General features: G+C 37.6%; 22 protein-coding genes and 1 pseudogene. 16 read left to right on the top strand and 7 right to left on the bottom strand.

Annotated features, from left to right (window positions below):
- The first annotated feature begins 153 nt into the window (after positions 1-153).
- Positions 154-963, top strand: coding sequence for a response regulator transcription factor (locus DVR12_RS22780; protein ID WP_116978116.1), 810 nt, complete (start codon positions 154-156; stop codon positions 961-963).
- On the opposite strand, the gene DVR12_RS22775 is transcribed toward DVR12_RS22780, so the two are convergent.
- Complete coding sequence (locus DVR12_RS22775; RefSeq protein ID WP_116978115.1) at positions 956-1,780, bottom strand: alpha/beta fold hydrolase; 825 nt, start codon at positions 1,778-1,780, stop codon at positions 956-958. The genes DVR12_RS22780 and DVR12_RS22775 overlap by 8 nt on opposite strands.
- A 208-nt stretch (positions 1,781-1,988) precedes the next feature.
- On the opposite strand from DVR12_RS22775, the gene DVR12_RS22770 reads away from it, so the two are divergent.
- The 11 genes and pseudogenes from DVR12_RS22770 (at position 1,989) to DVR12_RS22715 (ending at position 13,122) form a co-directional block, all read left to right on the top strand.
- The gene (locus tag DVR12_RS22770; RefSeq protein ID WP_147323525.1) at positions 1,989-2,387 is read left to right on the top strand and encodes an HYC_CC_PP family protein; all 399 of its coding nucleotides are present in this window, start codon (positions 1,989-1,991) and stop codon (positions 2,385-2,387) included.
- A 159-nt stretch (positions 2,388-2,546) separates the two neighbouring features.
- Complete coding sequence (locus tag DVR12_RS22765) at positions 2,547-2,918, top strand: heavy-metal-associated domain-containing protein (RefSeq protein WP_116978113.1); 372 nt, start codon at positions 2,547-2,549, stop codon at positions 2,916-2,918.
- 35 nt (positions 2,919-2,953) lie between these two features.
- Positions 2,954-6,223: pseudogene (locus tag DVR12_RS28175) on the top strand (efflux RND transporter permease subunit).
- Positions 6,207-7,460: a TolC family protein gene (locus DVR12_RS22750; RefSeq protein WP_116978111.1), complete on the top strand. Its 1,254-nt coding sequence runs from the start codon at positions 6,207-6,209 to the stop codon at positions 7,458-7,460. Before DVR12_RS28175 ends, DVR12_RS22750 begins: the two are co-directional and overlap by 17 nt.
- Positions 7,438-8,745: an efflux RND transporter periplasmic adaptor subunit gene (locus DVR12_RS22745; RefSeq protein ID WP_116978110.1), complete on the top strand. Its 1,308-nt coding sequence runs from the start codon at positions 7,438-7,440 to the stop codon at positions 8,743-8,745. The genes DVR12_RS22750 and DVR12_RS22745 overlap by 23 nt, the downstream gene beginning before the upstream one ends.
- Before the next feature lie 16 nt (positions 8,746-8,761).
- A complete protein-coding gene (locus DVR12_RS22740) occupies positions 8,762-9,967 on the top strand; it encodes an efflux RND transporter periplasmic adaptor subunit (RefSeq protein WP_116978262.1) in 1,206 nt (401 codons plus the stop codon).
- A gap of 35 nt (positions 9,968-10,002) precedes the next feature.
- Positions 10,003-10,545 carry a DUF3347 domain-containing protein gene (locus tag DVR12_RS22735; RefSeq protein ID WP_116978109.1) on the top strand — a complete coding sequence of 181 codons (543 nt, stop codon included), beginning with the start codon at positions 10,003-10,005 and terminating at the stop codon, positions 10,543-10,545.
- A 33-nt stretch (positions 10,546-10,578) separates the two neighbouring features.
- Positions 10,579-11,196 (top strand): DUF3347 domain-containing protein, encoded by a 618-nt coding sequence (locus DVR12_RS22730; RefSeq protein WP_116978108.1) that lies wholly within the window; start codon positions 10,579-10,581, stop codon positions 11,194-11,196.
- 111 nt (positions 11,197-11,307) lie between these two features.
- Positions 11,308-11,700 (top strand): heme-binding domain-containing protein, encoded by a 393-nt coding sequence (locus DVR12_RS22725; protein WP_233522446.1) that lies wholly within the window; start codon positions 11,308-11,310, stop codon positions 11,698-11,700.
- Positions 11,701-12,011: 311 nt separating this feature from the next.
- Positions 12,012-12,539, top strand: coding sequence for an RNA polymerase sigma factor (locus tag DVR12_RS22720; protein ID WP_116978106.1), 528 nt, complete (start codon positions 12,012-12,014; stop codon positions 12,537-12,539).
- The gene (locus DVR12_RS22715; protein WP_116978105.1) at positions 12,529-13,122 is read left to right on the top strand and encodes a hypothetical protein; all 594 of its coding nucleotides are present in this window, start codon (positions 12,529-12,531) and stop codon (positions 13,120-13,122) included. The genes DVR12_RS22720 and DVR12_RS22715 overlap by 11 nt, the downstream gene beginning before the upstream one ends.
- Before the next feature lie 197 nt (positions 13,123-13,319).
- On the opposite strand, the gene DVR12_RS22710 is transcribed toward DVR12_RS22715, so the two are convergent.
- On the bottom strand, positions 13,320-14,261 hold the full coding sequence (locus DVR12_RS22710; RefSeq protein ID WP_116978104.1) for a DUF1574 family protein: 942 nt from the start codon (positions 14,259-14,261) through the stop codon (positions 13,320-13,322).
- A gap of 95 nt (positions 14,262-14,356) precedes the next feature.
- Positions 14,357-15,571, bottom strand: coding sequence for an MBOAT family O-acyltransferase (locus DVR12_RS22705; protein WP_233522445.1), 1,215 nt, complete (start codon positions 15,569-15,571; stop codon positions 14,357-14,359).
- Between the two features lie 835 nt (positions 15,572-16,406).
- Between DVR12_RS22705 and DVR12_RS22700 the strand changes: the two genes are divergently transcribed.
- The 3 genes from DVR12_RS22700 (at position 16,407) to DVR12_RS22690 (ending at position 19,572) form a co-directional block, all read left to right on the top strand.
- The gene (locus DVR12_RS22700) at positions 16,407-17,138 is read left to right on the top strand and encodes an ATP-grasp domain-containing protein (RefSeq protein WP_116978102.1); all 732 of its coding nucleotides are present in this window, start codon (positions 16,407-16,409) and stop codon (positions 17,136-17,138) included.
- Between the two features lie 337 nt (positions 17,139-17,475).
- Positions 17,476-18,570 carry a TIGR03118 family protein gene (locus tag DVR12_RS22695; protein WP_158563346.1) on the top strand — a complete coding sequence of 365 codons (1,095 nt, stop codon included), beginning with the start codon at positions 17,476-17,478 and terminating at the stop codon, positions 18,568-18,570.
- A gap of 198 nt (positions 18,571-18,768) precedes the next feature.
- On the top strand, positions 18,769-19,572 hold the full coding sequence (locus tag DVR12_RS22690) for a DUF5995 family protein (RefSeq protein ID WP_116978100.1): 804 nt from the start codon (positions 18,769-18,771) through the stop codon (positions 19,570-19,572).
- Between the two features lie 11 nt (positions 19,573-19,583).
- Here DVR12_RS22690 and DVR12_RS22685 read toward each other — a convergent pair whose 3' ends face one another.
- From DVR12_RS22685 to DVR12_RS27510, 3 genes are all read right to left on the bottom strand, one after another.
- A complete protein-coding gene (locus DVR12_RS22685; protein WP_158563345.1) occupies positions 19,584-21,326 on the bottom strand; it encodes a WG repeat-containing protein in 1,743 nt (580 codons plus the stop codon).
- 95 nt (positions 21,327-21,421) lie between these two features.
- Positions 21,422-23,227, bottom strand: a complete 1,806-nt coding sequence (locus tag DVR12_RS22680; protein WP_116978098.1) for a WG repeat-containing protein — start codon at positions 23,225-23,227, stop codon at positions 21,422-21,424.
- A gap of 66 nt (positions 23,228-23,293) precedes the next feature.
- Positions 23,294-23,638 (bottom strand): hypothetical protein, encoded by a 345-nt coding sequence (locus tag DVR12_RS27510; RefSeq protein WP_147323524.1) that lies wholly within the window; start codon positions 23,636-23,638, stop codon positions 23,294-23,296.
- Positions 23,639-24,288: 650 nt separating this feature from the next.
- Here DVR12_RS27510 and DVR12_RS22670 point away from each other — a divergent pair.
- Complete coding sequence (locus DVR12_RS22670) at positions 24,289-24,876, top strand: hypothetical protein (protein ID WP_116978096.1); 588 nt, start codon at positions 24,289-24,291, stop codon at positions 24,874-24,876.
- 301 nt (positions 24,877-25,177) lie between these two features.
- Here DVR12_RS22670 and DVR12_RS22665 read toward each other — a convergent pair whose 3' ends face one another.
- Positions 25,178-25,486, bottom strand: coding sequence for an RNA recognition motif domain-containing protein (locus DVR12_RS22665; protein ID WP_089837228.1), 309 nt, complete (start codon positions 25,484-25,486; stop codon positions 25,178-25,180).
- Between the last annotated feature and the right edge of the window lie 408 nt (positions 25,487-25,894).

Genomic DNA, 25,894 nt, shown 5'->3' with positions numbered 1-25,894 from the left:
AGCTCCTGACAGGGTAAGGGATTTTATACCTGGTTGATCATTTTGGTACAAAAATATTTCTATGCTTCTGGGGGAACAATAGCAATTTCTTGTCGTTTTTATTACCCCAAAAAAAAGTACCTTTAAATAGAATTACTCCTAAAATAACAACCTATGATAAGGAACAACGCTGCAACTTCCTGGATAGGCTACATGAATTATCTGAAGCAACAAACCATTGATCCGGAACAATTAACTGTCGATGGCCTGGAAGGCATTATGGAGGTAAATAGCTACTTCCATGCGGCCTTTAGTCATAGCGTTCCGTGGTTATACCTACTGGACTATACAACAGGGCGATACCTTATGGTTTCAAAAACTATGAAGCTCATAACCGGATACGAATCGGATTATTGGCAACAAGGTGGACTAAATCTTACACTGGAGCGATATCAGAAAGATCATCTGAAACTTTTCAATGAAGAAATTTTTCCTGATCGACTGGAAATTCTCAAAAAAATTCCGCCGGCAGAACATCCTAATTACGTTTTCAGTTACAACTTCCAGCTAAAATCAAGATCCGGCCAGCCAGTAACCTTATTGCAACGCAATTGCTTTGTGAAATCAGATGAATCGGGTAATCCCTTACTTAGCTTCGGGGTTGTAACTAATGTCAACAACTATACGAACGAAAACCCGGTGATCCATTTAGTGGAAAAAGTTACAGAAGGTGCCCTGCTAGGTATTGGTGAAGCAGTGGAAAAAAAGACTTACTATATACAAAAGGAAAACGGACTTTTCAGCAAACGTCAGAAAGAGTTGTTGTTATATATGGCAGATGGGTTGACCAGCAAGGAAATTGCCGATAAATTATTCATTAGTGAACATACAGTGATCAATCACCGCCGTAACATGATGGAAAAATGCAACGTCCGCAATGCAATTGAACTAGTCGCTTACGCTATCAGACACCGTATCATTTAAATACCTCTTCAGCGAAATCTGCTAACATTTTATTAAAGACTAAAGGCTGATCTGCCTGCACGAAATGGCCGGCTAACGGTATCTTATGTATTTGTTCCTTCCAGAGATTCAATCGCACATCATCCAGATAATTAATTCTACAAACCCGTTCATGTTCTCCGAAGATCACAAGTAGTAAAGCTGGTTGTTCTTCCAATAACTTTATCTCATCACTGTAGTCTCCTGCCATGAAACTGGTAGCTATCTTAGCCCTAAAGCCATCTGTTACTTTAGAGAAATCAGTAGCAAATGCCTTCCAGTTTTCTTCTTCTTTTGAGAAAAATCCAAGTTGAGAATATCCGTGCAATTCGGCCTCCGAAATTTCATCCATAAAACCAATCCCTATTAATGGGTCTTCATGTACTACTTTGTCTACCGTATATGCTCCCCCCAATACACAGGGCCCTACCAATACTATACCTTCGGGTTTAAGACCGTGAGCCAGGGATTCTGTTACGATATTAGTACCAATTGACACCCCTGCAAGTATATAAGGCTTATCTCTGTTCAATAAATTCACTGCAGCATTCAACAGTTTGCCAAAGTCAGGGAAGTTATAGTTGAAAATTGAGCCATCCAGAGACGCTGATTGACCATGAGCAGGAAGGTCGAAAGCAATAAGTCTGTATTCCGAAAGATGGCTGCCTTGAAATTGCCTGATCCAGGCTTTTCCCGAACCAGAGTTGCCATGAACAAAAAAGATGGTTTTATCTGCTCCTTCGTTCTGTTCATAATAGGAAAGGGATATATTATTGATAGTGATTGCTTTCTGCTGCATTTATGTTGTTTTTTGGTATTGAAAAATAGCATAAATTTTATTGCCTTCACATTATTTTTTTCTTATTTATGTATAGGATATGGGGCTATAACTTCTGTTTAGACAACTAAATTTCCACGCGCAGTAACTCCAATATTCCAATAAAATATAAAAATTTCTAAAATTATGTAACATTTTATCCTGGCACTACCGCTATTTTTGTTTCGAAATGAAAAAGTTCCTCGCACTTATATTAGCTCTCTTGTACATGGGTACCTCTACCGGTGCTACTTTTCACATACACTATTGTATGGGGAAGTTGGTAGATGTAAAACTGGGGCATAACGATGCTAAGAAATGCAGCAAATGTGGGGATATGCAAAGTACTATCTGTGCCAAGAAGTGCTGCAAGGATGAATATAAGACGGTTAAACTAACTAAAGATCAGAAAGTTGCCGTAAACACTGTTCAGGCCATGCAACAAGTAGCAACTGCTACTACTGTTTCATTTGTGGACTTACCGTTAATCTATTCCATTTCAATGGTAGAAGAATACCCGGTTAGTAATGCGCCACCTCGAAGCGGTAAAGTTCCTTCCTATATTTTGAATTGTATCTACCGTATCTGATTTAACCCTCCCTCGTCCTTAGCTTCAATTGCCGGACATTTTTCAGCTTCATACAGCTGAATACTTCAAACTAATATTTGATATGCCTTTAACTCAATCGCCATGCGATTGTAATGGCCTGCGCTTTCTATTTCCATAAAACAATTAAAATATCAAAAAATGAAAAAAGTACTATCCCTTTTGCTTGTAATAGCATCTACTCTTGGTATTTCCAATGTATTTGCCCAAAGCTCTAAAACTGAATCTTTCAAAGTCTATGGCAACTGTAATATGTGTAAAAAAAGAATTGAAAAGGCTGTAACAGGAGCTAATATCAGTAAAGCAGAATGGAATGTTGGAACTAAAATGATGACCATATCATATGATCCAACAAAAATCAGCAATGAAGCAATCCAAAATAAGATTGCTGCTGCTGGTCATGATACTGAAAAAGCCACTGCACCAGATTCAGTATATACCGAATTACCAGGTTGCTGCCTGTACGACCGCAAAGCCAATGGCGCTTCAGGAAAAGCAACTCAACACCATTAATAAAGCAGAGATCAGCATTTATAAAAAGCCATGATATGATGGGATTTCCATCATATCATGGTATAGAAAAGAATTATATGGTACATCGAATTATTGAATGGTCATTACGCAATCGGTTTATTGTACTGGTATTGGCTGCTGCTTTATTTGCCTGGGGAATTTTTGCTGTAAAAAAGAATCCTATTGATGCCATCCCGGATCTATCAGAAAATCAGGTGATCGTATTTACTGAGTGGATGGGCCGCGGCCCGCAGCTGATTGAGGATCAGATTACATATCCGTTGGTAACAAACCTACAAGGGTTACCAAAAATCAAGTATGTACGCGGCAGCTCTATGTTTGGTATGAGCTTCATCTATATCATTTTCAACGACAATGTAGACATATACTGGGCAAGGGAAAGAGTATTGGAACGATTGAGCACTATTTCCAAAACCCTACCCACCGGAGTAACGCCACAACTAGGACCCGATGGTACAGGTGTCGGACACGTATTATGGTATACCCTTGATGCACCGGAAATGGACCTCGGTGAACAAAGGGCATTACAGGACTGGTACATAAAATTCGCACTACAGAATGTAGAAGGTGTTAGTGAAATTGCCTCCTTTGGAGGATTTCAGAAACAATACCAAATTACTGTAGACCCAAATAAGCTATTGTACTATCGGCTTTCTGTAGCTGAAGTAATCAATGCCATACGTGCCAACAACAACGAAGCTGGCGGCCGAAAGTTTGAGCTGAGTGATATTGGTTATATCATTAAAACATCCGGATACCTGAAGTCAATCTCTGAAATAGAAAATATCCCTCTGAAAACACAAAACAGTATACCCATCCGTGTAGCTGATGTTGCTTCTGTGCAAATGACCGGCGAAACCAGGTTAGGCATATTTGATCAAAACGGAGAAGGTGAGCGTGTTGGAGGTATAGTAGTAATGCGATATGGAGAAAATGCTGCAGAAGTGATAGACAAAGTAAAGGCAAAGATGAAGGAAGTAGCCAAAGGTTTTCCTCAGGGAGTAAAATTTGATATCATCTATGATCGTGGTGAATTGATCAAGGAATCTGTAGACTCAATCAAACATACCCTTATAGAGGAAATGATCGTAGTCTCTATAGTTGTAATCATTTTCCTTTTCCACTGGCGTAGTGCCTTGAGTATAATTATACAAATCCCGATAACACTTGCTGCCAGCTTTATTCTGCTAAACGCCTTTGGTATCTCCTCCAATATAATGTCACTCACCGGAATTGCTCTCGCAATTGGAGTGATAGTAGATAATGGAATCATCATGAGTGAGAATGCTTACAAGCATTTGGCAGAACGATATGCAGTATGGCAGGAACAGCAAAAAAATTAAAGGATTATGAATTGGCTGAAAAATATTTTTAAGAAATCGCCCAATTGGATCTCTGAGGAGGAACGATTAAAGGTGATAGAACAATCCAGCAAACAAGTATCAAGAGGAGTATTTTTTGCTACAATCATTATCATTACCTCTTTCCTACCCGTATTTATGCTAACTGGTCAGGAAGGCAAATTATTTCACCCACTTGCCTATACGAAAACCTTTATCATGATCATGGATGCCTTACTGGTAATAACACTTGCACCAGTACTAATTTCCTTTTTCATGAAAGGCAAATTCAGAACTGATCATGCCAACCCTATCAACCGGGCATTGGAAAGAGTTTACGAACCAATTATCAAAGGAGTCCTTAAATGGCGTAAAACAACCATTGCAATCAATATACTCGCATTGGTAATTACCATTCCATTACTAAAAAGTTTGGGTAGTGAATTTATGCCACCATTGGATGAGCAAAGCATCCTATTCATGCCGGTTACACTTCCTGATGTTTCAAATACTGAAGCTAAACGGATTTTACAGGTGCAGGATAAAATTATTAAATCAGTTCCCGAAGTAGATAAAGTACTTGGAAAGGCTGGCCGTGCCAACACCGCCACCGATAACTCTCCTATCAGCATGATTGAAACTATTATTATGCTGAAGCCTAAATCACAATGGCGTGAAGGAAAAACGAAAAAAGATATCATCAATGAGCTTGATGCCAAATTACAAATACCTGGCGTTGTAAACGGCTGGACCCAGCCAATTATTAACCGTATTAATATGCTGGCCACAGGAATTCGTACAGACGTTGGCGTGAAGGTATACGGACAAAACCTCGATACCATCGCATCTGTATCCGAAAGAGTGAGAAAAGCATTGGAAGGAACACCTGGTATTGCCGACTTGTATGTAGAACCAGTTACCGGAGGCAAATATCTGGATATTGAGGTAAGAAGACAGGATCTTGGCCGTTATGGATTGAGTGTTGATGATGTGAATCAGACCGTGGAAACAGCATTGGGAGGAGCACCGATAGGTAATACCATTGAAGGCCGGCAGAGGTTTTCCATTAGTGTACGACTGGCTCAGGATTACCGTAATAGCGTAGAACATATCAAGCGTATTCCGATTATGTCGGCTTCCTTCGGTGAAGTTCCCCTATCATCTGTTGCAGATGTAAAGTTTGTTGATGGTCCACCAATGATTACTTCAGAAAATGCGATGCTTCGGGGTGCAGTGTTGTTCAATGTACGGGGAAGAGACCTTGGAGGTACTGTTAGCGAAGCCATTGATAAAATGAGTAAATCAAATGATCTTCTACCCCAGGGTTATTATCTTGAATGGAGCGGACAATATGAAAACCTGATCCGTGGCCAGCAGACCTTAATGTGGATTGCACCGGTTGTATTAGTAATTATTTTCTTCTCATTATACTTTGCTTTTCATTCTATCAGGGAAGCTTTTCTGAGCCTTATTACGGTACCATTTGCACTGATTGGTGGTGCTTACATGATCTACTTCTGGGGAGTAAACCTATCAGTAGCCGTAGCAGTTGGATTTATTGCACTTTTTGGTATCGCAGTAGAAACAGGGATTGTAATGGTCATCTATCTGAATGATGCCATGCAACAACTAGTAAAAGAGAAAGGTAATTCATCAGCAACCATTACTAAAGAAGACTTACGTAAGGCTGTTATATACGGAGCAGCCAAACGGTTACGACCCAAACTGATGACAGTATGCGTATCCCTGTTTGGATTGGTACCAGTACTCTGGGCTTCAGGTGTTGGAACTGATGTAATGAAGCCTATTGTTTTACCTATGATCGGCGGAGTGCTTACCTCTTCTACACATATTTTGCTGGTAACACCACTGATCTTTTTACTGACCAAGGAATATGAATTACGCAAGTATGGAAAATTGGAGATTCATGAAACACATCACTAAATATATACTTCCGCTGCTCTTTAGCTTACCATTTAAGCTGATAGCACAACAGTTACCTGTGCTACCGCTGGATAGCATTTTACAAAAGATAGACAGAAATAATATTCTGCTTCAGTCATACGGTCTGAAAGCTGAAAGTTATAAATATAGCGCAGATGCCGCAACTGCATGGATGGCACCTATGGTAGGTGTAGGAACCTTCATGACACCGTATCCCGGACAGAAAGTAATGGACGACCGGGATAAAGGTAGCCTGATGCTGCAACTGGAACAAGATATTCCCAATCCGGCAAAAATCAATGCCCGCAAGAAATACATTGCCTCACAAGGCAATGTAGAAAGGGCCACCAGAGATATCACACTGAATGATCTTAAAGCCCAGGCTAAACGTCTTTATTTCAACTGGCTGATTGCATTGCAACGAATTGAGGTATTAAAGGAAAATGAAAAGATCATGATCACGATGAAGAAGATTGAGGAAGTTCGTTTTCCTTATAATCAGTCTCAGCTTAGCGGAGTGTATAAGGCCAGTGCAAAGATTGAAGATAATCATAACATGATCAGAATGCAGGAAGGTAATATTGCGAAAGCCAGATCATGGCTTAATAGCCTGATGAATGCTCCGGGAAATCAGGAGTTTGAAATTGATACTACTTATAGCCCGAGGTTTGAAATCGCATCATCTTACGATACATCTTCGCTTGCAGCAAACAGAAAGGATGTAGTAAAAATGGATGAAAGTATCCGCTCCATGCAGTTAAATATTGAAAGTATGAAGCAAGAAAAGAAGCCTGATTTCAGAATTCGATTTGACCATATGCATCCTCTGGATGCTATGATGCCAAAAGCTTTCAGTGCAATGGGTATGGTGAGTATTCCGATTGCTCCATGGTCTTCCAAAATGTATAAATCAGAGATCAAGGCCATGCAGTTTAATGTGCAGGCTATGGAAAAAGAAAGAGCTGCCATGTTGCAGGAAACTCAGGGAATGCTGTATGGGATGCAATACGAAATACAATCCATGCAAAAACGCATTGAAGCCATGGAAGATAAAATCATACCTGCTTTGCGCCAGACCCTGGATGCTAACTTCCTGAATTATCAGGAAAATAAACTGGCACTTTCCAATGTGATAGATTCCTGGGAAGCACTCACTATGATGCAGTCCAATGTTTTGGATGAAAAATTGAAACTCTATGAAATGATAGTGGATTATGAGAAACAGTTATATCGTTAAAGTAATACTAGGCTTATCTGTTATACTATTGGGATTCGCTTCCTGCAAAAATAAAACTGATAAGGCATCACATGCAGCGCATAAGGACCATCAGTATACCTGTCCTATGCACCCGCAGGTAATTAGTGACAAACCTGGTATGTGTCCAATTTGCGGAATGGACCTGGTTTCGAAAGAAACTAACAATGAATTATTGATTGATAGCGGGATAGCAAGACTTACACGGCCGGTAAATGCCCGGGTGATTGCTTCTATTCCGGCTATTAGTGCAGAAGTTGGTACACGCATCTATTCCTCAACAGTGAATGGAATAATCAATTATGACACCCGCAACCAAACCAGTGTAGCCAGTAGGGTTGGCGGCCGGATAGAACGATTATACATAAAATACAACTATCAACCGGTACAGAAAGGACAATTGATCATGGAGGTTTATTCTCCCGATCTTGCTGCTGCACAACGTGAATTGCTCTATGTTGCCAAAAATGGAAGTGAGTTACTCGCTGCTGCAAAACAACGGCTACAGCTATTAGGTATGCAGCCAGCACAAATAGACCAGGTAATCAGAACCGGAAATATCCTTTACAGAATACCAGTTTACAGCAACAGTGATGGTTATATACTTGAGAAATCGGCAGCCAGCCAGGCTAGCCCTTCTCCATCCAGTACATTATCTTCCACTGCCGGAGGGGATGGTATGGCCAGCATGAGCGGAGGAACAACAACATCGGCTATTACTCCTACTCCCGCTACTCCATCTGCCACACCGGTAATGTTACGGGAAGGGCAATACGTTAGTGCAGGTCAATCTCTCTTTACTATTTATCAGGCACAATCGCTGGTTGCAGAATTTGCATTCCCTAGTCAACTTGCCGCAAGGATCAGACAAGGACAAAAGATATTGTTCTTTCCCGGCAATGATGAGAATTCCATGCAATATGGAAGTATTGGCCTGATTGAGCCAGTTTTCAGGAATGGAATAAACTTCACATTAGCCCGTGTATATCTCAAAGACAATCATCTGCAGGCAGGACAATTGTTGACTGCCAGTATACCCGTTGTTTATACAGCGGGTTGGTGGTTACCTAAAAAAGCGGTTGGAAGGCTGGGAAATAAATCTATTGTCTTTAAAAAAGAGAATGAAGTATACGTTCCCATTGTAGTAGAAACCGGTGTAGAAGCAAAAGATATGATTCAGGTAAATACCGATATCAGTGGCTGGAAAGTAGCCTCCAATGCCTATTACCTGGTTGACAGTGAGAGCTTTATTAAACCAAATAATTAATGCAACAACAAAGAATATGGAAAGAAAAAATTTCTTAAAAACAGTTGCGTTTATTTCCCTTGCTCCAGCTTTATTCCTGGCTGCATGTAAAGAAAAGTCTAAGGAAGTAGCTGATGAAAAAAAGCAAACCTATACCTGCCCGATGCATCCTCAGATTGTACAGGACAAGCCAGGTACCTGTCCAATTTGTGGGATGGACCTGGTACCATTTGATAAGAATAACAAAGATGCTTCACTTGTACTGGGAGCCAGTCAGATTGCACTGGGTAATATAACTACCATGGTAGTAGGATCAGGAGCACTGTCGAATTTTAAGCAATTAAACGGGAAGCTGGCAACAAATCCGGAAAACACTGCTGTTATTTCAAGTCGGGTTCCTGGCAGAATAGAAGCATTGTATGTAAAGGAAACCGGAGTGAAAGTACATAAGGGTCAGCCTCTCTATAAAATATATTCTGAGCAACTGGCTTCATTACAGCAGGAGTATTTACTGGCAGTAGCACAGGTCAGACAGTTTCCGGATGATGCCAGGTTTCAGCAGATTGAGAAAGCTGCCCGTCAAAAATTGAGTTTGTATGATCAGAGTGATGCACAAATCCATCAACTTATTCAATCTGGTAAGGCGAATCCATATGTCGTTTACCCGGCTACTGCAAGTGGCTATGTAGCTGAAGTGACAGTAACAGAAGGGCAATATATCTCTGAGGGTGGAGCAGTAATGCGCCTGGAAGGCTACACCCAGTTATGGGTGGAAGCAGATGTTTATCCTTCGGAGGCATCATCTGTGGCAGTAGGACAATCGGTAAAAGTTGTTGTTTCAGGATGGGAAAATGAACCGCAAATGATGACAGTTCAATTTATTGCACCATCATTTCAATCCGGCAGTCAGCTGTTGCAGATAAGAGGAACTATCCCTAACCCGGATAACCGATGGCAGGCAGGACTACAGGCCAATGTTTTGATACCGGTAAAAAGTAAAGGTAATATTATTAGTCTGCCGGTTGATGCTGTGATCAGAGATGGGAAAGGTGCGCATGTATGGGTTGAAAAAGACAAAGGCAAATTTGAGCCCCGGAAGGTAAAAACCGGGATGGAGAATTTTGATTCGGTAGAAATTACAGAAGGCTTGAAGGAAGGTGAAAGCGTTGTCGTTTCCGGAGCATATTTGCTGTATTCTGAATACATTCTTAAAAAGGGTGCAGATCCATTAACATCAATATAAAACAATCATCCCCCGTTTCAAAAAATCAAAAATCAATGAAAAAATCACTATTAATAAGCAGCATTGCAGGGGCACTAACGCTAATATTTTTGGCAGCCTGCAGTAGTTCTATTACCAATACAAATGATACACCTGCAGTAGCTAAAACGGCGGGAAACAAGTCCACGACTCATGTACTGTTAAAAGACGATAAACTAAATGCAGTATATCAACAATATGCGTTACTGAGAGATGCTTTGACCAAAGGAAACATTAAAGAAGCCAGATTCGCCAGCAATGCAATTGAAGCCGGTGCCCGTGAAATTAAAGACGGTGAGAGCCTTATTACCAGTGCCTCCAGAATTACAGCTACTGCCAATATTGAAGAACAAAGAATTACTTTCTCAATATTGAGCAATGATCTCTTAAAGCTAATAAAACAATCAGGAATAGATAAAGGAGAGTTATATGTCGACTACTGCCCTATGGCATTGGCCGACAAAGGGGCAATATGGATTAACCATGAAAAGGCAATTCAAAATCCCTATTTCGGTGAAAAGATGATGACTTGTGGGGAGATCAGGGAAACTATTAATTAATAAATATTTCTTTCAATATTCAAAAAACACAAAATGAAAAAACTCATCATCGCCGCTCTAATTTTTACTACAATTGCATACACTGCCTGCAATAGTAGCAATACACATTCTCATGAAGGTCAGACTCCTGACACTACCGCTACAATTAGTACACCATCAACTGATCATGCTGTAACAGAGGTGAAACCACAGTTTACAAATGTTGATCCTCAGGTTGCATCAGCATTGAAATTGGTTATTGATCAATATTTGCATATTAAGAATGGATTGGCTGGCGACAATGCCAATGACGCTGCAAATGGTGGAAAATCAATGGCAGAAGCATTGAAGAAATTAGATAAGAACGCATTAACTCCAGAGCAACAGAAATTATATGTCGAAAATGAAGACGATTTGAAAGAACATGCCGAGCATATCGGAAAAAATGAAGGGAATATTGAACATCAACGCGAACACTTTGCGCAAATGAGCGAAGACATTTATTCACTAGTAAAAGCCTTTGGTGGAGGGCAACCTCTGTATCAGGATCATTGTCCGATGTATGACAACAATAAAGGAGCTTTGTGGTTAAGCGAAGTAAAAGAAATAAAAAATCCATATTTCGGTGGCAAAATGTCGAACTGTGGATCTCTTAATGAGATTATCAAGTAATTGATGAAAGTTAGCATTCTACAAATGAATGGTTTGTAGAATGCTATTTGCAATAATGTTATGAAGAAATTCAGGATAATTTCGTTGGTATTCTTAATTGCATTTGTTTTAATGCAATTTATACGACCTTCAAGGAATCAAAGTAGTGATCAGGGCTCTATTAAAAAAACAGTTAGTATTCCATCAGCAGTATCGGCCATTCTGAAAAATGCATGTTATGATTGCCATAGCAATAATACACGGTATCCATGGTATTCCAACATACAACCAATTGGTATATTTATGGCAAAGCATATCAGAGAAGGTAAGCAGGAATTGAATTTCGACGAATTCAATACTTATTCCTCAAAACGGCAGCGAAATAAGTTGAAGCGAATGAAAGAACAAATAGAAAAAGACGAAATGCCTCTCCCCTCCTATACCTGGATGCATTCGAATGCCAAACTTACAATAGATCAAAAACAATTAATTAATAAGTGGATCGACAGTACCCTCCATCGTTAAGTTTGTTTGAAATAAAGTACTGATATGTTATGTTTGTATCATAATATCCTGCATCCTATGGAACAACAGTCCACATTTGTCGAGTTTGGATTTCGACGCGCCTTTGTAACCCTTACTTTTATACTTGCGATAATGGCTATCAATAGCCCATTTGTATAGCTTAATTTTAATTGATTGATTCTGAACCTGTTTTCATAAGTTCAAGAAAATTTTCACCTGTTTTGTAACATTTTAATTGTTCGCGTATCTAAAAGTAAAATTAAATATCGTTTCTGTTTAATAAGCCACAAAGGGGCTGCATTTCATCCAGTATGACGATTAAGAATGGTATTCTGACCAAATCGACAACTACTTCCGTTGAGCATCAAAGCGTATTTGACCAGATTTATGGAGATTACTGGGATAAGGTATTCAGACTCTGTATGGGATATGTTAACGAGCCGGAATGGGCAAAAGACATAGCCCAGGACACATTTATTGCCGTATGGAAGCAGCTACCGAATTTTCGGCAGGAAGCGGCAATTGGCACCTGGATATTCCGAATCGCCTGTAATAACTGTCTTCGCCAGTTGGAAAGAAGTAGTCGATTTATCAATAAAGCAATAGATGACAGAGCAGAAGAGAACAATACGAATGGTAATGAAGATGAAGTCAATTTTCTTTATAAATGCATTGCTTCTTTAAATGAAACTGACAGATTAATCATTTCCATGGAACTGGAAAATGTAAAGCAGGCAGAAATAGCCAATATCCTGGGGTTATCTGAATCAAATATAAGAGTACGAATTCACAGGATAAAAGAGAAGTTAACTGAAAAATTCAAATCTTATGAGCGCTGAGGATAAATTTTATCAATTGTGGCAGAGCAAAAAAGTAATTGCAGCTCCCTCTAAGGATATTCTAATGAGAAATGCAACAAGTGTAAAAAGGGGATTACGTAACCAGCTTATCCGCACCATCATCTCCATAGTGGCAGGTGCCGCAATCATCATCAATAAATTGATGACTACAGCGCCAACAATGATCACTACCTGGATAGGGGTAGCGATGCTATTCATTGGGATGATTTTATATATTATTTATTCGACCGGACTAATTAAAATATTAAATCCCGCAATCAATCTTCCTGTCTTTGAATATATACAACATATGCAGCGAATCAGGGAGAAACAACGATTTGTTCAGTTCAATATTTTCAAAGTGTACTTTCTGATGCTAAGCCTGGGGTTTTGCTTATATACAATCGAATTTACCCGCCGCTTTAGTAATACTGTTCAAATTCTTATCTACACGGTTTTGCTGTGCTGGATTTTCATCAGCTGGTTTTTTATTGAAAAAAAGAGAATAAAGAAACAGGAAACAGTAATTTCAGATGTAATAGAAAATTTTCAGTCATTAAGTGATGAGAAGAGCGACAAATAATTCAACTAAGGAATGCTCATTTTTCTGATTTTACCTCTAATTGGTTCTGTATCGAATGTATGAATAGTTATTATTTTTTAAAGAAAAAGGAATGCTCCAATGAACATTCCTACACTATCTGTCGATGGGTTTGGAATGTTTATTGGAGCAGTAGTTTGTTAAATTAATAACTACAAACTATTTATCTCAATTTGCTATTAATAAGTCTTTGGATCATTAACGATGATACTATCTAACATTTTAGTAAATTTTTCAGCACCTATTTCATTTAAATGATCTGCATCATAAAAATCTGACTTAATAAATGAAGAATCTTTTAAAAAGTTTAGGTAAATAGTATTATTATGCTTTTCTGTTAGTTTTTCTATTGTAGATATTGTTTTAGTTAATTGTTCATCATTCAACTTTTGAATGTATGAAATATATGCAGGAGGTGTGTAGAAAACTACCTTAACATCTTTTTTCTTTGCTAAAGTGATTATCTTATCCAACATTGCTATGTTTTCATTATATATAGCAACATTGTCTTTATCACTCAGGTTCTTAACTGTGTGTCTTTTCGCTGCTTCCAATCCAGTCTCTTCCAAATCCCGGCTATTTTTCGATTGATAGGAAGTTCCCCAACCTAACTCAGAACAAGTTATTGCTGAATGAGCTGAAATATAATAAGATAAAAATCTTTTCAGGTTAATATCAAATTTACTTCCGAGTATTTCTGAGTAATCTGTAATCTTATTTGAAGTGTGGAATTTATAGTAGATAGTATAGTTTTTAGACCTCCAGGCCTCTGAACCAGATTCAAGATTTGTGAATAAAGTAAAGTATGAAATTGGAACAGCTACATATTTCAGCTCCTTCAAATTATCTATATACCTATTAAGTATTTCCGCATCGTACTTTAGACTTTGTGAAATATATCCGGCATTAAAACTTTTCAAGTGGGTATAGGTTGGATTTATTCCATAAAAGGCATGCGAACTTCCCAGAAAAAGTACTTGCATGCTATCAGCATGCTTGTATAAGCCATCTCTTTTAAAGGTGTAATCGTTAGGAATTTGGCGAAGTAAAATTTCTAAAGTCAGACCTATTAAAATAATGGGCAAGGCAAAAAATAACACGGATTTAATAAACAGTCTCATCGTAAAATTGAAATAAAATAACCGATATTCTACAGAAAGTTGACCTGATAAATTGTTGGCAAAAAAATACTATGACTTACTAAAACATTTCAACTCTAAAATTGGAAATAGATAAACTGCTGTTCAGCGCCTGCATAATAAACAATACAGGCCACTATTGCATAATAAAAAGCCCAACGTCCAAATTTTGGAACTTTAACGTCAATGTTCTCAATTGCATATTGATGTTCACGTCCTAACCATTCAATGACAATGAATAAACAAACAAGTACGATAGTCTTAATTGGTAAAATTTCTGGAATAGTAAATAACGATCTGGAGAATATCCCAGAGATATAATTATAAGCATGCCCCATATTTTCAGAACGAAATACAATCCATGCTAAAGTTGTCAGGCTAAAGGTCAGCAAAATACTTAGGAATTCCTTTAAAGTAGGCAGCTGTTTTCCTTTGGCAACTATTTCCAAGTTATTTCTGTTCTTATTAAAGATGATTAAAGGCAGAATAAATAATGCATTCAATGCACCCCAAACTATGAATGTCCAGTTAGCACCATGCCAAAAACCACTTACAATAAAAATAATGAAGGTATTCCTTACTTTTTTCCACATTCCACCTTTGCTACCTCCCAGTGGGATATACAAATAATCTCTGAACCAGGTTGAAAGAGAAATATGCCATCTTCTCCAAAATTCGGCAATATCTCTTGAGAAATATGGAAAGGCAAAATTGCGCAACAGCTCCATTCCAAATAGCCTCGCAGTTCCAAGAGCAATATCGGAATAGCCTGAGAAATCTCCGTAAATCTGGAAAGTAAAGAACAATGCTCCTAATGCAAGCGTACTTCCTGAATAATCTGATGAATGATTAAAAATCATATTGGCATAATATGCACAATTATCAGCTATTACTACCTTTTTAAAGAGTCCCCAGAGAATTTGCCTCAATCCATCTACCATTTTAGGATAATTGAATTCCCGTTGCTGCCGAATTTGCGGCAAAAGATGTGTAGCTCGTTCAATGGGTCCTGCTACTAACAGAGGGAAAAAGCTTACAAAAACAGAATAATCAACAAAATTTCTCTCTGGTTTAATTCTGTCTTTATAAATATCAACTACATAGGATAATCCGTGAAAGGTATAAAACGAAATACCTACTGGTAAAACTATATTAAGGACAGCAGGATTTGCTTTGAATCCTAAAAGTAATAATGCATCTGAGAACGAAGCTGCAAAAAAGTTAAAATATTTAAATACTCCAAGGAATCCTAAGTTAACACACACACTTAACCAAAACCACCATTTCTTCATTTTGGTGGACTTTGCCTCATACATTTTTATACCTGTAAAGTAATCTAACAGTGTTGAAAATATAAGCAGAAAAAGAAACCTGTAATCCCAGCAGGCATAAAAAAAATAGCTGGATACTAACAGTAACCTATTTTGCATCTTTAAATTCTTTCCGAAAACAAACCAGTATAAAACGAAAACAATTGGCAGAAATATCGCGAAGCTAATCGAGTTAAACAGCATTTAAATAAAACTATTGTAAAAAAAGATATTTTGAATCAAGCAATAAAAGTTAGCATAGAACAGTCTAATATCACATGGTTATCGATTTGTCAAGGGTGATCAAATGGCGTGCAATATATATATAATATATTGCAATTACAAAGGTCGATGCTATGAGTGGTATTATTTTCAAAAAGCAAAAGGGTAAAAAGAGGATGTAATCCTATTAAATTTTCCTTGAAGGAATCATTTTAATATTTCCAAGTGTTATTTCTTTTTATGCAAGAATACCTTCTTGGATATACGAAAATGCAAATAATTAATAATAATTTAATACGTGTAGTTAATTGCTTATTATGTAATTATCAAATAATCGTAATTATTTATCATGTTAGTGCTATTCCTTTCTTTTACTCTCAAAGGAACTTAAACAAAATATTTCTAAAATATTTCAGAGACTCTGTATAAATAAGTCTTATAGCCTCAATCGAAAAATCACAACCCTGGAAAAAATAGTTGAGTAAATCAACTAATGAATTATCATTTTCCTGATCTTACCTCCATTTAGATCTGTATAGTTGGCTTCAGCAATGTATATGTAATTCTTCTTACTGTTAATTACTAATTTTGCATCATGAAAGCCTATATCCAAATCTCCAACAATAACCAATGTTCTAATCCCAACTCTTTTGCCGCTTATGAAGGATTTCTAAAGCTTGGATGGGAAATTGTTTTTTATAAAGATGTAGCATTAATTACCGGCAACAATCCGGAAGATGTTGTTGTTGGCGGTATTAACGATGTTCATAAAATCCTGCATCATTTTCATTTTGATATTCCAACTCCCTTGGATTATCCTGAATCAATCCGGTCATTTCTTGGCAGGAAAATATGGAAATCTACAATGCATCAATTTGCAAATAATAATTCATTTAATATATTCATCAAACCTCTGCATCGATCCAAATCCTTTACTGGTAAATTGATTACTTGTGAAAGAGACCTTATCGGTTGCTACGATTTTCAATCGGATACAGATATCTGGTGTTCAGAAAGTGTAAACTTCATAGCAGAATGGAGATGCTTTGTCAGGCACGGTAAGATATTGGATGTTCGCCGATACCGGGGTAACTGGAAGTTACAGTACAATCCAGAAGTCATCGAAAATGCTGTTCATAGTTATACTAATTCACCCAAAGCCTATGCGATGGATTTTGGCGTTACAGATAATGGCAGAACTTTATTAATTGAAGCCAACGATGGATATTCGTTAGGCTCTTATGGATTGCCAGTATTGGATTATGCTAAACTTCTATCTACCAGGTGGGCCGAATTGACTAGTAGTAAGGATTATGGAGACTTTTAGATCGTCAACCTACTAGATGAATTTATTTTATATAACAATTGAAATGTTATTGTTGATATCTCAATATTTTTTTTCTTCTTAAGTCAACTTTTTGTCCGGTAAATCCTTAATTATTAACATCACGGATTTTCGAAAATCCCTGTGTTTGTTACCCTTTTGAAACAATTACCCCTAACGGTTACGATATTCTGCATTATGATGAAGTGAAAGACTGGTAATAACCCCAAGCTCTGTACAAGGCACTCCTGATACGTATAGGTATAAACAATTTCTAGTGGAAACTGGAAGATGAAACAATGCATTGATGAATTTTCATGGACTTCCAAAAACTCAAAAAATGAAAACATTGTTTAAGAAAATGCTTACCCAACCCATTAAAAGCATGGTAGCGCCCGGATTACCGATTGTGTTATCCTTCTTTCTATTAATCTCCAGCAGCTGCCACAATTCAGATCATGACAGAAGATGTGACGAATGTGAGTGCTTAGCCAATAGGTATCAGCAAACCAATTTGGTTTCAGATACAAATAGTTTTACGGGAACTATCATTGATCCCAACCTTGTGAACGCCTGGGGCATTGCAATTGGCCCTACCGGCGCCTTCTGGATCTCATCCAACAATGCTGGTAAAAGCGTTATTTACAACAATAGTGGTAACACTTTATTACCGCCGGTTAGTATACCATCTCCGACCCCAAATGTACCAGGCGCTCCCACAGGCGTAGTATATAACAGTACTTCCAGTTTCCGTGGCACCAAGTTTATTTTTGCTACTGAAGATGGTACAATTGTTTCCTGGACATCCGGTACAATGGGAGTTATCCAGGCAGACAGATCATCTACCAGCGCAGTATACAAAGGACTTGCCATTGCGAGAGATAACGGGAACGATTATATTTATGCTACCAATTTCCGCAGTGGCGCAATTGATGTATTTGACTCTGCTTTCCATTATGTAACCGGCAGAGCATTTACCGATCCTAATATTCCTGCAGGCTTTGCTCCCTTTAACATCAGAAACATAGAAGGTCAATTATATGTTACCTATGCTAAACAAAAACCCGATAAACATGATGATCTGGCAGGCCATGGTAATGGATTTGTAGATGTTTACCGCCCTGATGGCTCCTTCATAAGAAGATTTGCTACCCAGGGAACACTTAATTCTCCATGGGGCATCACACCTGGTTGTTCTGGTTTCGATAATAACCGTAGTGTAATTCTCATCAGCAATTTTGGCGATGGCAGAATCAACGCTTACAATAGGAACGGTGACTACCTCGGACAATTAAAGAATGGTAATACTCCAATAACAATTAGAGGCATTTGGGCTATTGAAAGCAACATCCCAAATGCTCCTAATAAAATATACTTCACTGCCGGTCCATTTGATGAAGCACATGGACTATTTGGCTATTTACATAGATTCTAATAATATTTGTACTAAACGCAGAAGCCTGTTGCAGAATAATTCTGTAACAGGCTTCTGCGTTTTGGTGTCTATTATAATTTTTTTCTGTTATCTTGTAATTTGAATTTCCTTTTCCTTTGAAGGAATTTAAATTAGTGGTCTGATATACAGGAAGCCACAAAATTCATAATACCTACATCAACCCAAAAAACAAATACAATGTCTGCCACCCCAATAGTAGCACAAACTTTAGATGATGTTTTGTCAAAACTGGAAGGTATCATCAGCATGGCCATCAAAAATAAAGACCGTAGTGGTTATTTCGCCGCCCTGTATTACAAAGTAACGCTAAAGGTAAAGGAAGGTATAGCCGCTGGTCAGTTTGGTGATGGAAAAAATATTGCCAGGCTTGACGTTCAGTTTGCAAACCGCTATTTCTATGCGTATGATCAATGGAAGCAGGGTAAGCCTGTCACCGAGTCCTGGCAGGTTGCATTTAATGCTTCTAAGAAGCGCTCCTGTTTAATTTTACAGCACTTATTGCTGGGAATGAATGCACATATCAATCTCGACCTGGGCATTGCAACCTGCGAAGTTTCAAATGGTGATCTAAATAGTTTAAGAACCGATTATAATAATATCAACCTAATACTTGCATCCTTGACATACGGAGTCATTAATCAGCTAAATCTACTATCTCCATTTCTTTCTATACTTGGTTTCAGAGGTACCAAATCCAATTCAATGCTGGTACAGTTCAGCCTTGGCAACGCAAGGGATGGTTCCTGGTGCTTTGCAGAAGAACTGGCATTGAAAACAGCTGACGCTTACGAAGATTTCATTACCAAACGTGATAGTGAAATCGCGGAGTTGGGTGGTAGTCTAATTAAAAACAGGGGATTCCTGAAAATTGGCGTTTGGATTATACATTTATTTGAGAATAAAAATGTAAGCTATATAATCGATATGCTTAACGATTTTAAGAAACCTTATAAGAAGGATTTGAAGGGATACAAATTATAGTTCTGCCAGTTTTATCTTCTGTCAGGTCTAATAATCCTGCCAGTTTTATCGATATAACACCATTCGATTCTACCAGGGATTTTTACACGGGCTACCCCATCTTTAAATGAAGTAGCTTTGTAGAAGGTAGGCTCAATTACCCAGGTTCCATCGTGATTCATATATCCAAAGTAGTCCTGATATTTAACCAATGCTAAACCTTCGGAGAAATCTTCAGCAGATTTTAAAGGATATGTACTAAGTACAGTACCTTTGGGCTTTAAGATATCTTTATTAATCACTACATCGCCGTTCTTATTGATATACCCCCAATTATTATTTAACTGCACCTTGGCCAGACCTTCGCTAAAGTTGCCAATAATCTCGAATTGCGGTTTTATCTGCCAACGACCTTTAATATCTTTCACCCCGGAATAAGGACCCTGATAGGCTTTCTCAACAAATAAAGCATCTTCTCCAAAATATGCCATACTACCCTTGCCGGTATTTAGTGTTCGTCCTGTTGTATCTATATAGTGGATTTCACGGGTACCAAAATATTTGCGAGGATCATAATATACAATCTTGATGACACCATTATGGAAATCATAATATTCGTTACTTTTCAAATAATAAACGTCACGTTGTGAAATAGCTTCCCGGGGTAATTCAAATGCAATATTGTATGAACTATTGATGTATTGATAAAACTCCTTACCATCAGCATGTTTCTCTACAAATACAAAACCTTCATGAAAATCTCTTACTTCGGCGAACTGAGGTAAAATTACTTCTGTTCCTCTAGCATTTATGAACCCCCACTTCCCTCCTCTTTTCACACGTGCATGGCCGTTTTTAAAGTCACCAATTATCTCATAACGATACTCTGTAATAAGTTTACCTGTTTTATCAATACAACCATAAAGTCCGTCGTTGCCCCCTACAACCGCAACTCCTTCTGAGAAATTGCGTGCTTCCCTAAAGTATTGTTTGAATTGATTTTCACCTTTTCTATTAATGAAATAAGGGCTGGAACCATAGCTCGACTGCACTATCGCAAAACCATCTTTAAAGGGTTGAGCACTTGCATAAACAGGTAAAATTTGAAACTCTCCGGTTTTATTAATGTACCCAAACATGATTCGTTCACCAAAGTTTTTAAGTTCCGCTTCTCCATATTCATCTGCTCCAACCACTGCTAGTCCTTCACTAAATTCCTCTGCTTCTATAAACAGGTAGTGAGCAGGTTTAAGTATAAAATCATCTGTATTCGTTGCGCGTAATATATCCCTGCTTCCAATAACTGCTTTGGTACCACCAGCAATTAAACCTTTCTCGACTGTTGACCGAATATTTTCCGGCAATTTATTTAAATCGGTAGTATGATATTCCCAGGTAGCAGTGTCTTTCTCAGTATAAATTTTATAATAATGTTCATAGGTTTCTGAAAAATACAAGCTTCCAATAAGTTGCTGGAAACCCATTCTTCTTACACTTTTTTCTAACTGTTCCTGAGGAATTCCCGGGAATTGTTCTTCTATGTATTCGTATTTTCCGTTTTTAACAATATAATGTGTACAAACATCATAGAAACGTGTATCAAACCCATACCAAAAATCCTGGTACCGCATGGTAATATCAATAATTCCATTGGCCTTTGTGGTATAATTTACAGTATACTTTGATTGCTTTAATCCGTTGATTTGAATGTTTAAATTCTGGAGATATGCATTCTCTTCCACAATATTTTTTACTGTCTGTATGTCATCACCCAAATTGGGATAGGTATTGAAAATTTGAGCCTTGGAACTTATCGTTGCCAACGAGATTGAAAGAATACAGAGTAGAGATTTTATATTGATTGTCTTCATTAGAATTCGATACTTGGATCAGGAAGATAAATTGGAATTTGTGTGCCATCACGACGTATATACTGCCATTCTTTTTCTCCTTCAGGAAAAATAACGCAGGCAAAACCATTTTTAAATGGGCGGGCATTTTTCAGTGTAGGTTTAATAAACCATTGTCCATTGGTATCTATATATCCATAATTTTCGTTCACTCTTACAACAGCAAGTCCTTCTGAGAAATTAGATACGTAATCGTACGAAGCTTGCTTCTGTATGGCGCCAGGGCGGTCTGTGATACCTGGGTTAATTATTATTTGGCCTGTTTTATCTGCAAATCCCCAATTGCCATTACGCATAACAGCAACACGGTCATTAAACATATCGCCAATCGCATCATATTCAGCAGCTATAACCCAATTTCCATTCCGATCTATCATCCCCCATTTGCCACATGCTTCTATCCTGGCATATCCATTTACAAAATGGCGAAGTTTCAATTTACAACCACGGGATTTGACACGAATTACTTCTTTACCGGTAATATTTATATAAATCTGTTTGCCATCCCGTTCTATAATGGCCATATCATTATAAAAATCGCCAGGCAAAAGCGAGTTATTTCTTAACTCATCTAAAGTTGCAGGAATTGCTCTTTCATTTGAACTAAACTCATAAGCCACCTGACCATCTTTGCGGATATAATAGCTTTTAAATCGATTATCTCCTTCTTTTCCCACTAAAGCATATCCCCCTTTGAAATCATGCACCTTGTCAAATTGCAGTATCAAAGCCTCTTTTCCGTTTAAATCAATAAATCCCCATTTATTTTCATTTTTCACGGCAGCCATGCCTTCAGAAAAGGAACGGGCATCAAAATATTTCAACTTTGTAATTTCTGTACCAAGGGTGTCAATAAATCCAAATCCGGTATTTCGATAAACAAGGGCACGGCCCTGGTTAAATAGGTAAGCATGTTGGAAGGTACCTTCAATAGATCCTCTATTTTCATCAGGAATAAATTCCCACAGCTTAGTATCCGGATCAATCACCAGGGCATAATGCTCCTGAAAATCGGAAGCCATCAAATAATATGGTTCTTCCTCAACCAGAATACCTGCAGTATCGATATATGCATATAAAGTGACAGATTTACCATCTTTATCGGTTCCGGCCCCGGCTATACCAATAGCAGCAAGCCCATCATGGAAGTCTTTTGCTACATGCACAGAATTCTGGAGACCTGCTTTTAGTTGCATCTCTTCTTCTTCAGCCAATTGTTTAAGTAATACGGTTACAGAATCTTTAACACGCTGTTGTAAAGAAATGGGGAGCTTTGCCACTTCCATAGGATGATATTCCATAACTACCTTACCTGCCGAATTTTTATATAGGCGAGAATAGTAATTATAATAGCTATCGCAATAGATTTCGCCTACCGGGTGCAGCTTCCAGGAGCTGAATTCTTCACTGTTTGTGATTTCTGCTATATTGGTGCTGTTATACACCGTATAAGTGTATTTCAGTTTGTTATTCACTGCTACTAAATGCATGACAGCATCAATTAACTTTCCTGTATTCAGAGGAAATAATCCAGGTATTGTTAATATTCCTTCTGATGTACTATCGTTGATAGTTTGGTAGGAAGCAGTAGCGCGTTGTTTACCCTCTGGCAGAATCAGGTTCACTAATTCCAATTGGGAGCTAAGAATCTCTTTTACATCCGCCTGATCTGCCTTTTTCTTTAAATAGAACACCTGTGCCGAAAGCTGATGGCTGCTGAGTATGATGAGGGTTAACGCAGCTACCCATACGAAAATAATTTTCATGAATTCATAGGTATAAGAAATACAAAATTTATTATATATACATACCAATTTCTTAAAGCATACATATTAACAAGCATAGAGCGAAGTATTTATTTTATAATAAAACCGACCTTTTCTATTGCCATTTCCCAACTTCAATACTGGTTTCACCGAAAAATTATAATCGGCCTCAAAGCGGGAAGAGGTCTGAAATAGCTTATCGCTTTCTTCCATCACTGTTTTAATACTAATATTATTAGGAGTAGATGGACCTGGCGCTGCTACCACTCCTGAAGACATCATTATCAGATTATTTGCAGCTGTTGTCCTACCCCCTTTTTTTGTCCATCCAAACTTTTCGTATATGGTTTTAGGTTGGGTACTCACTGCAAAAGAAAAAAATAAGCAGCATAGGAGTATTCGGCATTTCATGGACAGGATAAGTTTATTTATATTAATGCGATAAATATAGCATTTTTAACTAATTCATATCATTTTAAATTATTGAGATGTAGCAAAATGTAGGGACTAGTTTGAATAATTATTATACAGGATTGTTTTTGGCAATGTGGTTATCGACTCCGAAAAAATATATCAATTAAGGAGGATTGTCTATATGAGCGATGTGTTATATGATGTTACAAAATTCCGTATATTCAATATAATAGTTGATTCTATCAGCAAATCACTTGCAATTGATTAACATCGCATTACTGCATTAATGGTGTTACTAAATGCCAACATTTTCCACTGCCTGTCTGTAGTTCTGGAGTGGTTCATGCATTAATTAAAATAACAAAATCCTATAAACGATTGGGAAAGTACTGCCAGTAGGCTTTACGTAGAAAGAAATGAATAAACAACCAAAAATAGTTTAACCTCTAAACTGAATAGCACTAAATCAGGAGGAGCTTACCTCCTTTTCTAAATAACCGCTTCATTTTTTCTTCAGCCCTATGTCCGAAATAGCGTTTGATAAAGTTTTAAGCTTTGGGGTCTTGTATTAAAATCCAGCTTGGTGAGTGGACGGTTGTACTACTTTAGGATATCCATTTTACTTATAATCAAAAACTGTTAATCACATGAGAACATCATTAAGACTTACAATCGTTATTACTGCAGTACTATTTGGCTGCACAAAGAAAAGCAATCTAAATAAGAGTAAAGAGGCTCCTCTCTACATAATTGATAACAAGACAAATAAAAAGACATCTTTTGATTTCTCAAAAGATTCCACATTTTACAACAATGACCTGGTCGTAGAATTTAAAAAAATTAATAATAAGAATGTAATTAGAATTACAGATTTATCAGCCAATTCTGTAATTCATGCACTAAATAAAATGTCATCCATTCAAATGTATCATATAGATGGCAGTTCTCATATCTTTGATGGAACAGCTGCTACTAATTGTAATACGGAATTTTGTTTTCCAAAAGATCCTACCGCAGTTCATGTCCTAATTGGGTATGACGCGAATAACTTGTGTGTTGAGTCTACTCCAGGAACTACTATTTGGGCAATATACAATTTCAGTAGTACCACATATGTAGTTAATGTAGGAACAACTATAGTAAATATTTCGAAAAGTGCAGTGGCTAATAGTGATTATATGGATTGCTGGATGGAGAATGATCCTACAGGAACTGTCAGTATAACATCACTGTAAATTTTGTCTAAAAAACCGTCCTCGCTACTTACTACTAAGTAAACTCATATTTCAATTTATTTTCCGCTTTGGGGGTTTGTAGCCATTCGAAGAAATAATTGAGCTGCTATCCCTGTTGACAGTTCTTGTTACCATACTATTAATGGTATAATTAGAAAATAAAGTGGGAAATTCAACTTGTTGTAGCTACGGTACCTGGAATAGCAAAAGCAAAGCAACAAACTACTTAACGTATTCTGTTGCTTTGCTCTTCTGCTCTCTTACCAAATAAAGGTAATCGACGTTTTAAAACATCAAACTATTAGTATCTGGGTCTAAATCCAGGCCTTGGGCCGGATCTGGAGAAACGATTATTTTCTGGTCTTTCGGGCTTTGGACGAGCCTCATACACTACAATTGTCTGACCAGCAACTACTGAATTATTCAATTCCTTAATTGCCTGTACTGCATTGGAATCGTCTGGCATTTCAACGAATGCAAAGCCTTTAGAACGGCCACTGTACTTATCATAAGCCACATTAATACTATATACAACTCCAAATGGGTCAAATAAAGACCATATTTCATCTTCGGTTGTTCTGTCACCTATATTACCTACAAAAATATTCACAAATATAATTTTTATTAAATATGCATCTTACTGAAAAGAAAGGATTTAGAAAGAAAAATAAACCCAAACTAAATCAGAAGTAGCCAAATGTAACCTTTATAAAGGTAGGTTAATAAATTGGGTATTACAGGATTAATTTATGGGATATCGGAATTCCAGTGAAATTCGCGTTCTTTTTTTGATCTTTTTACTGCCTCTCCAATAGTTAAAACCTCCCATTGGCGCCGTATTACATAGGGAAATTCCTTTTTTCTTACAGCAAAATCCCGTACTGCAACCGGGGGAAGAAAATCTTTGGCGCGTAGTTTTTTAAGTTAAAATCTTTATTAGATGGGCCTGGCCTTCGTTCTTTTTAACAACTATGGAAAGTTTTATTTCTTTAAGAAGGATAAATAAAAAAGATTTCCC

The sequence above is a fragment of the Chitinophaga silvatica genome (genome assembly GCF_003419895.1).
Taxonomy (GTDB): Bacteria; Bacteroidota; Bacteroidia; order Chitinophagales; family Chitinophagaceae; genus Chitinophaga; species Chitinophaga silvatica.
The sequence above is the reverse complement of the archived record's forward strand: the minus strand, read 5'-3'. Positions and strand labels throughout refer to the sequence as shown.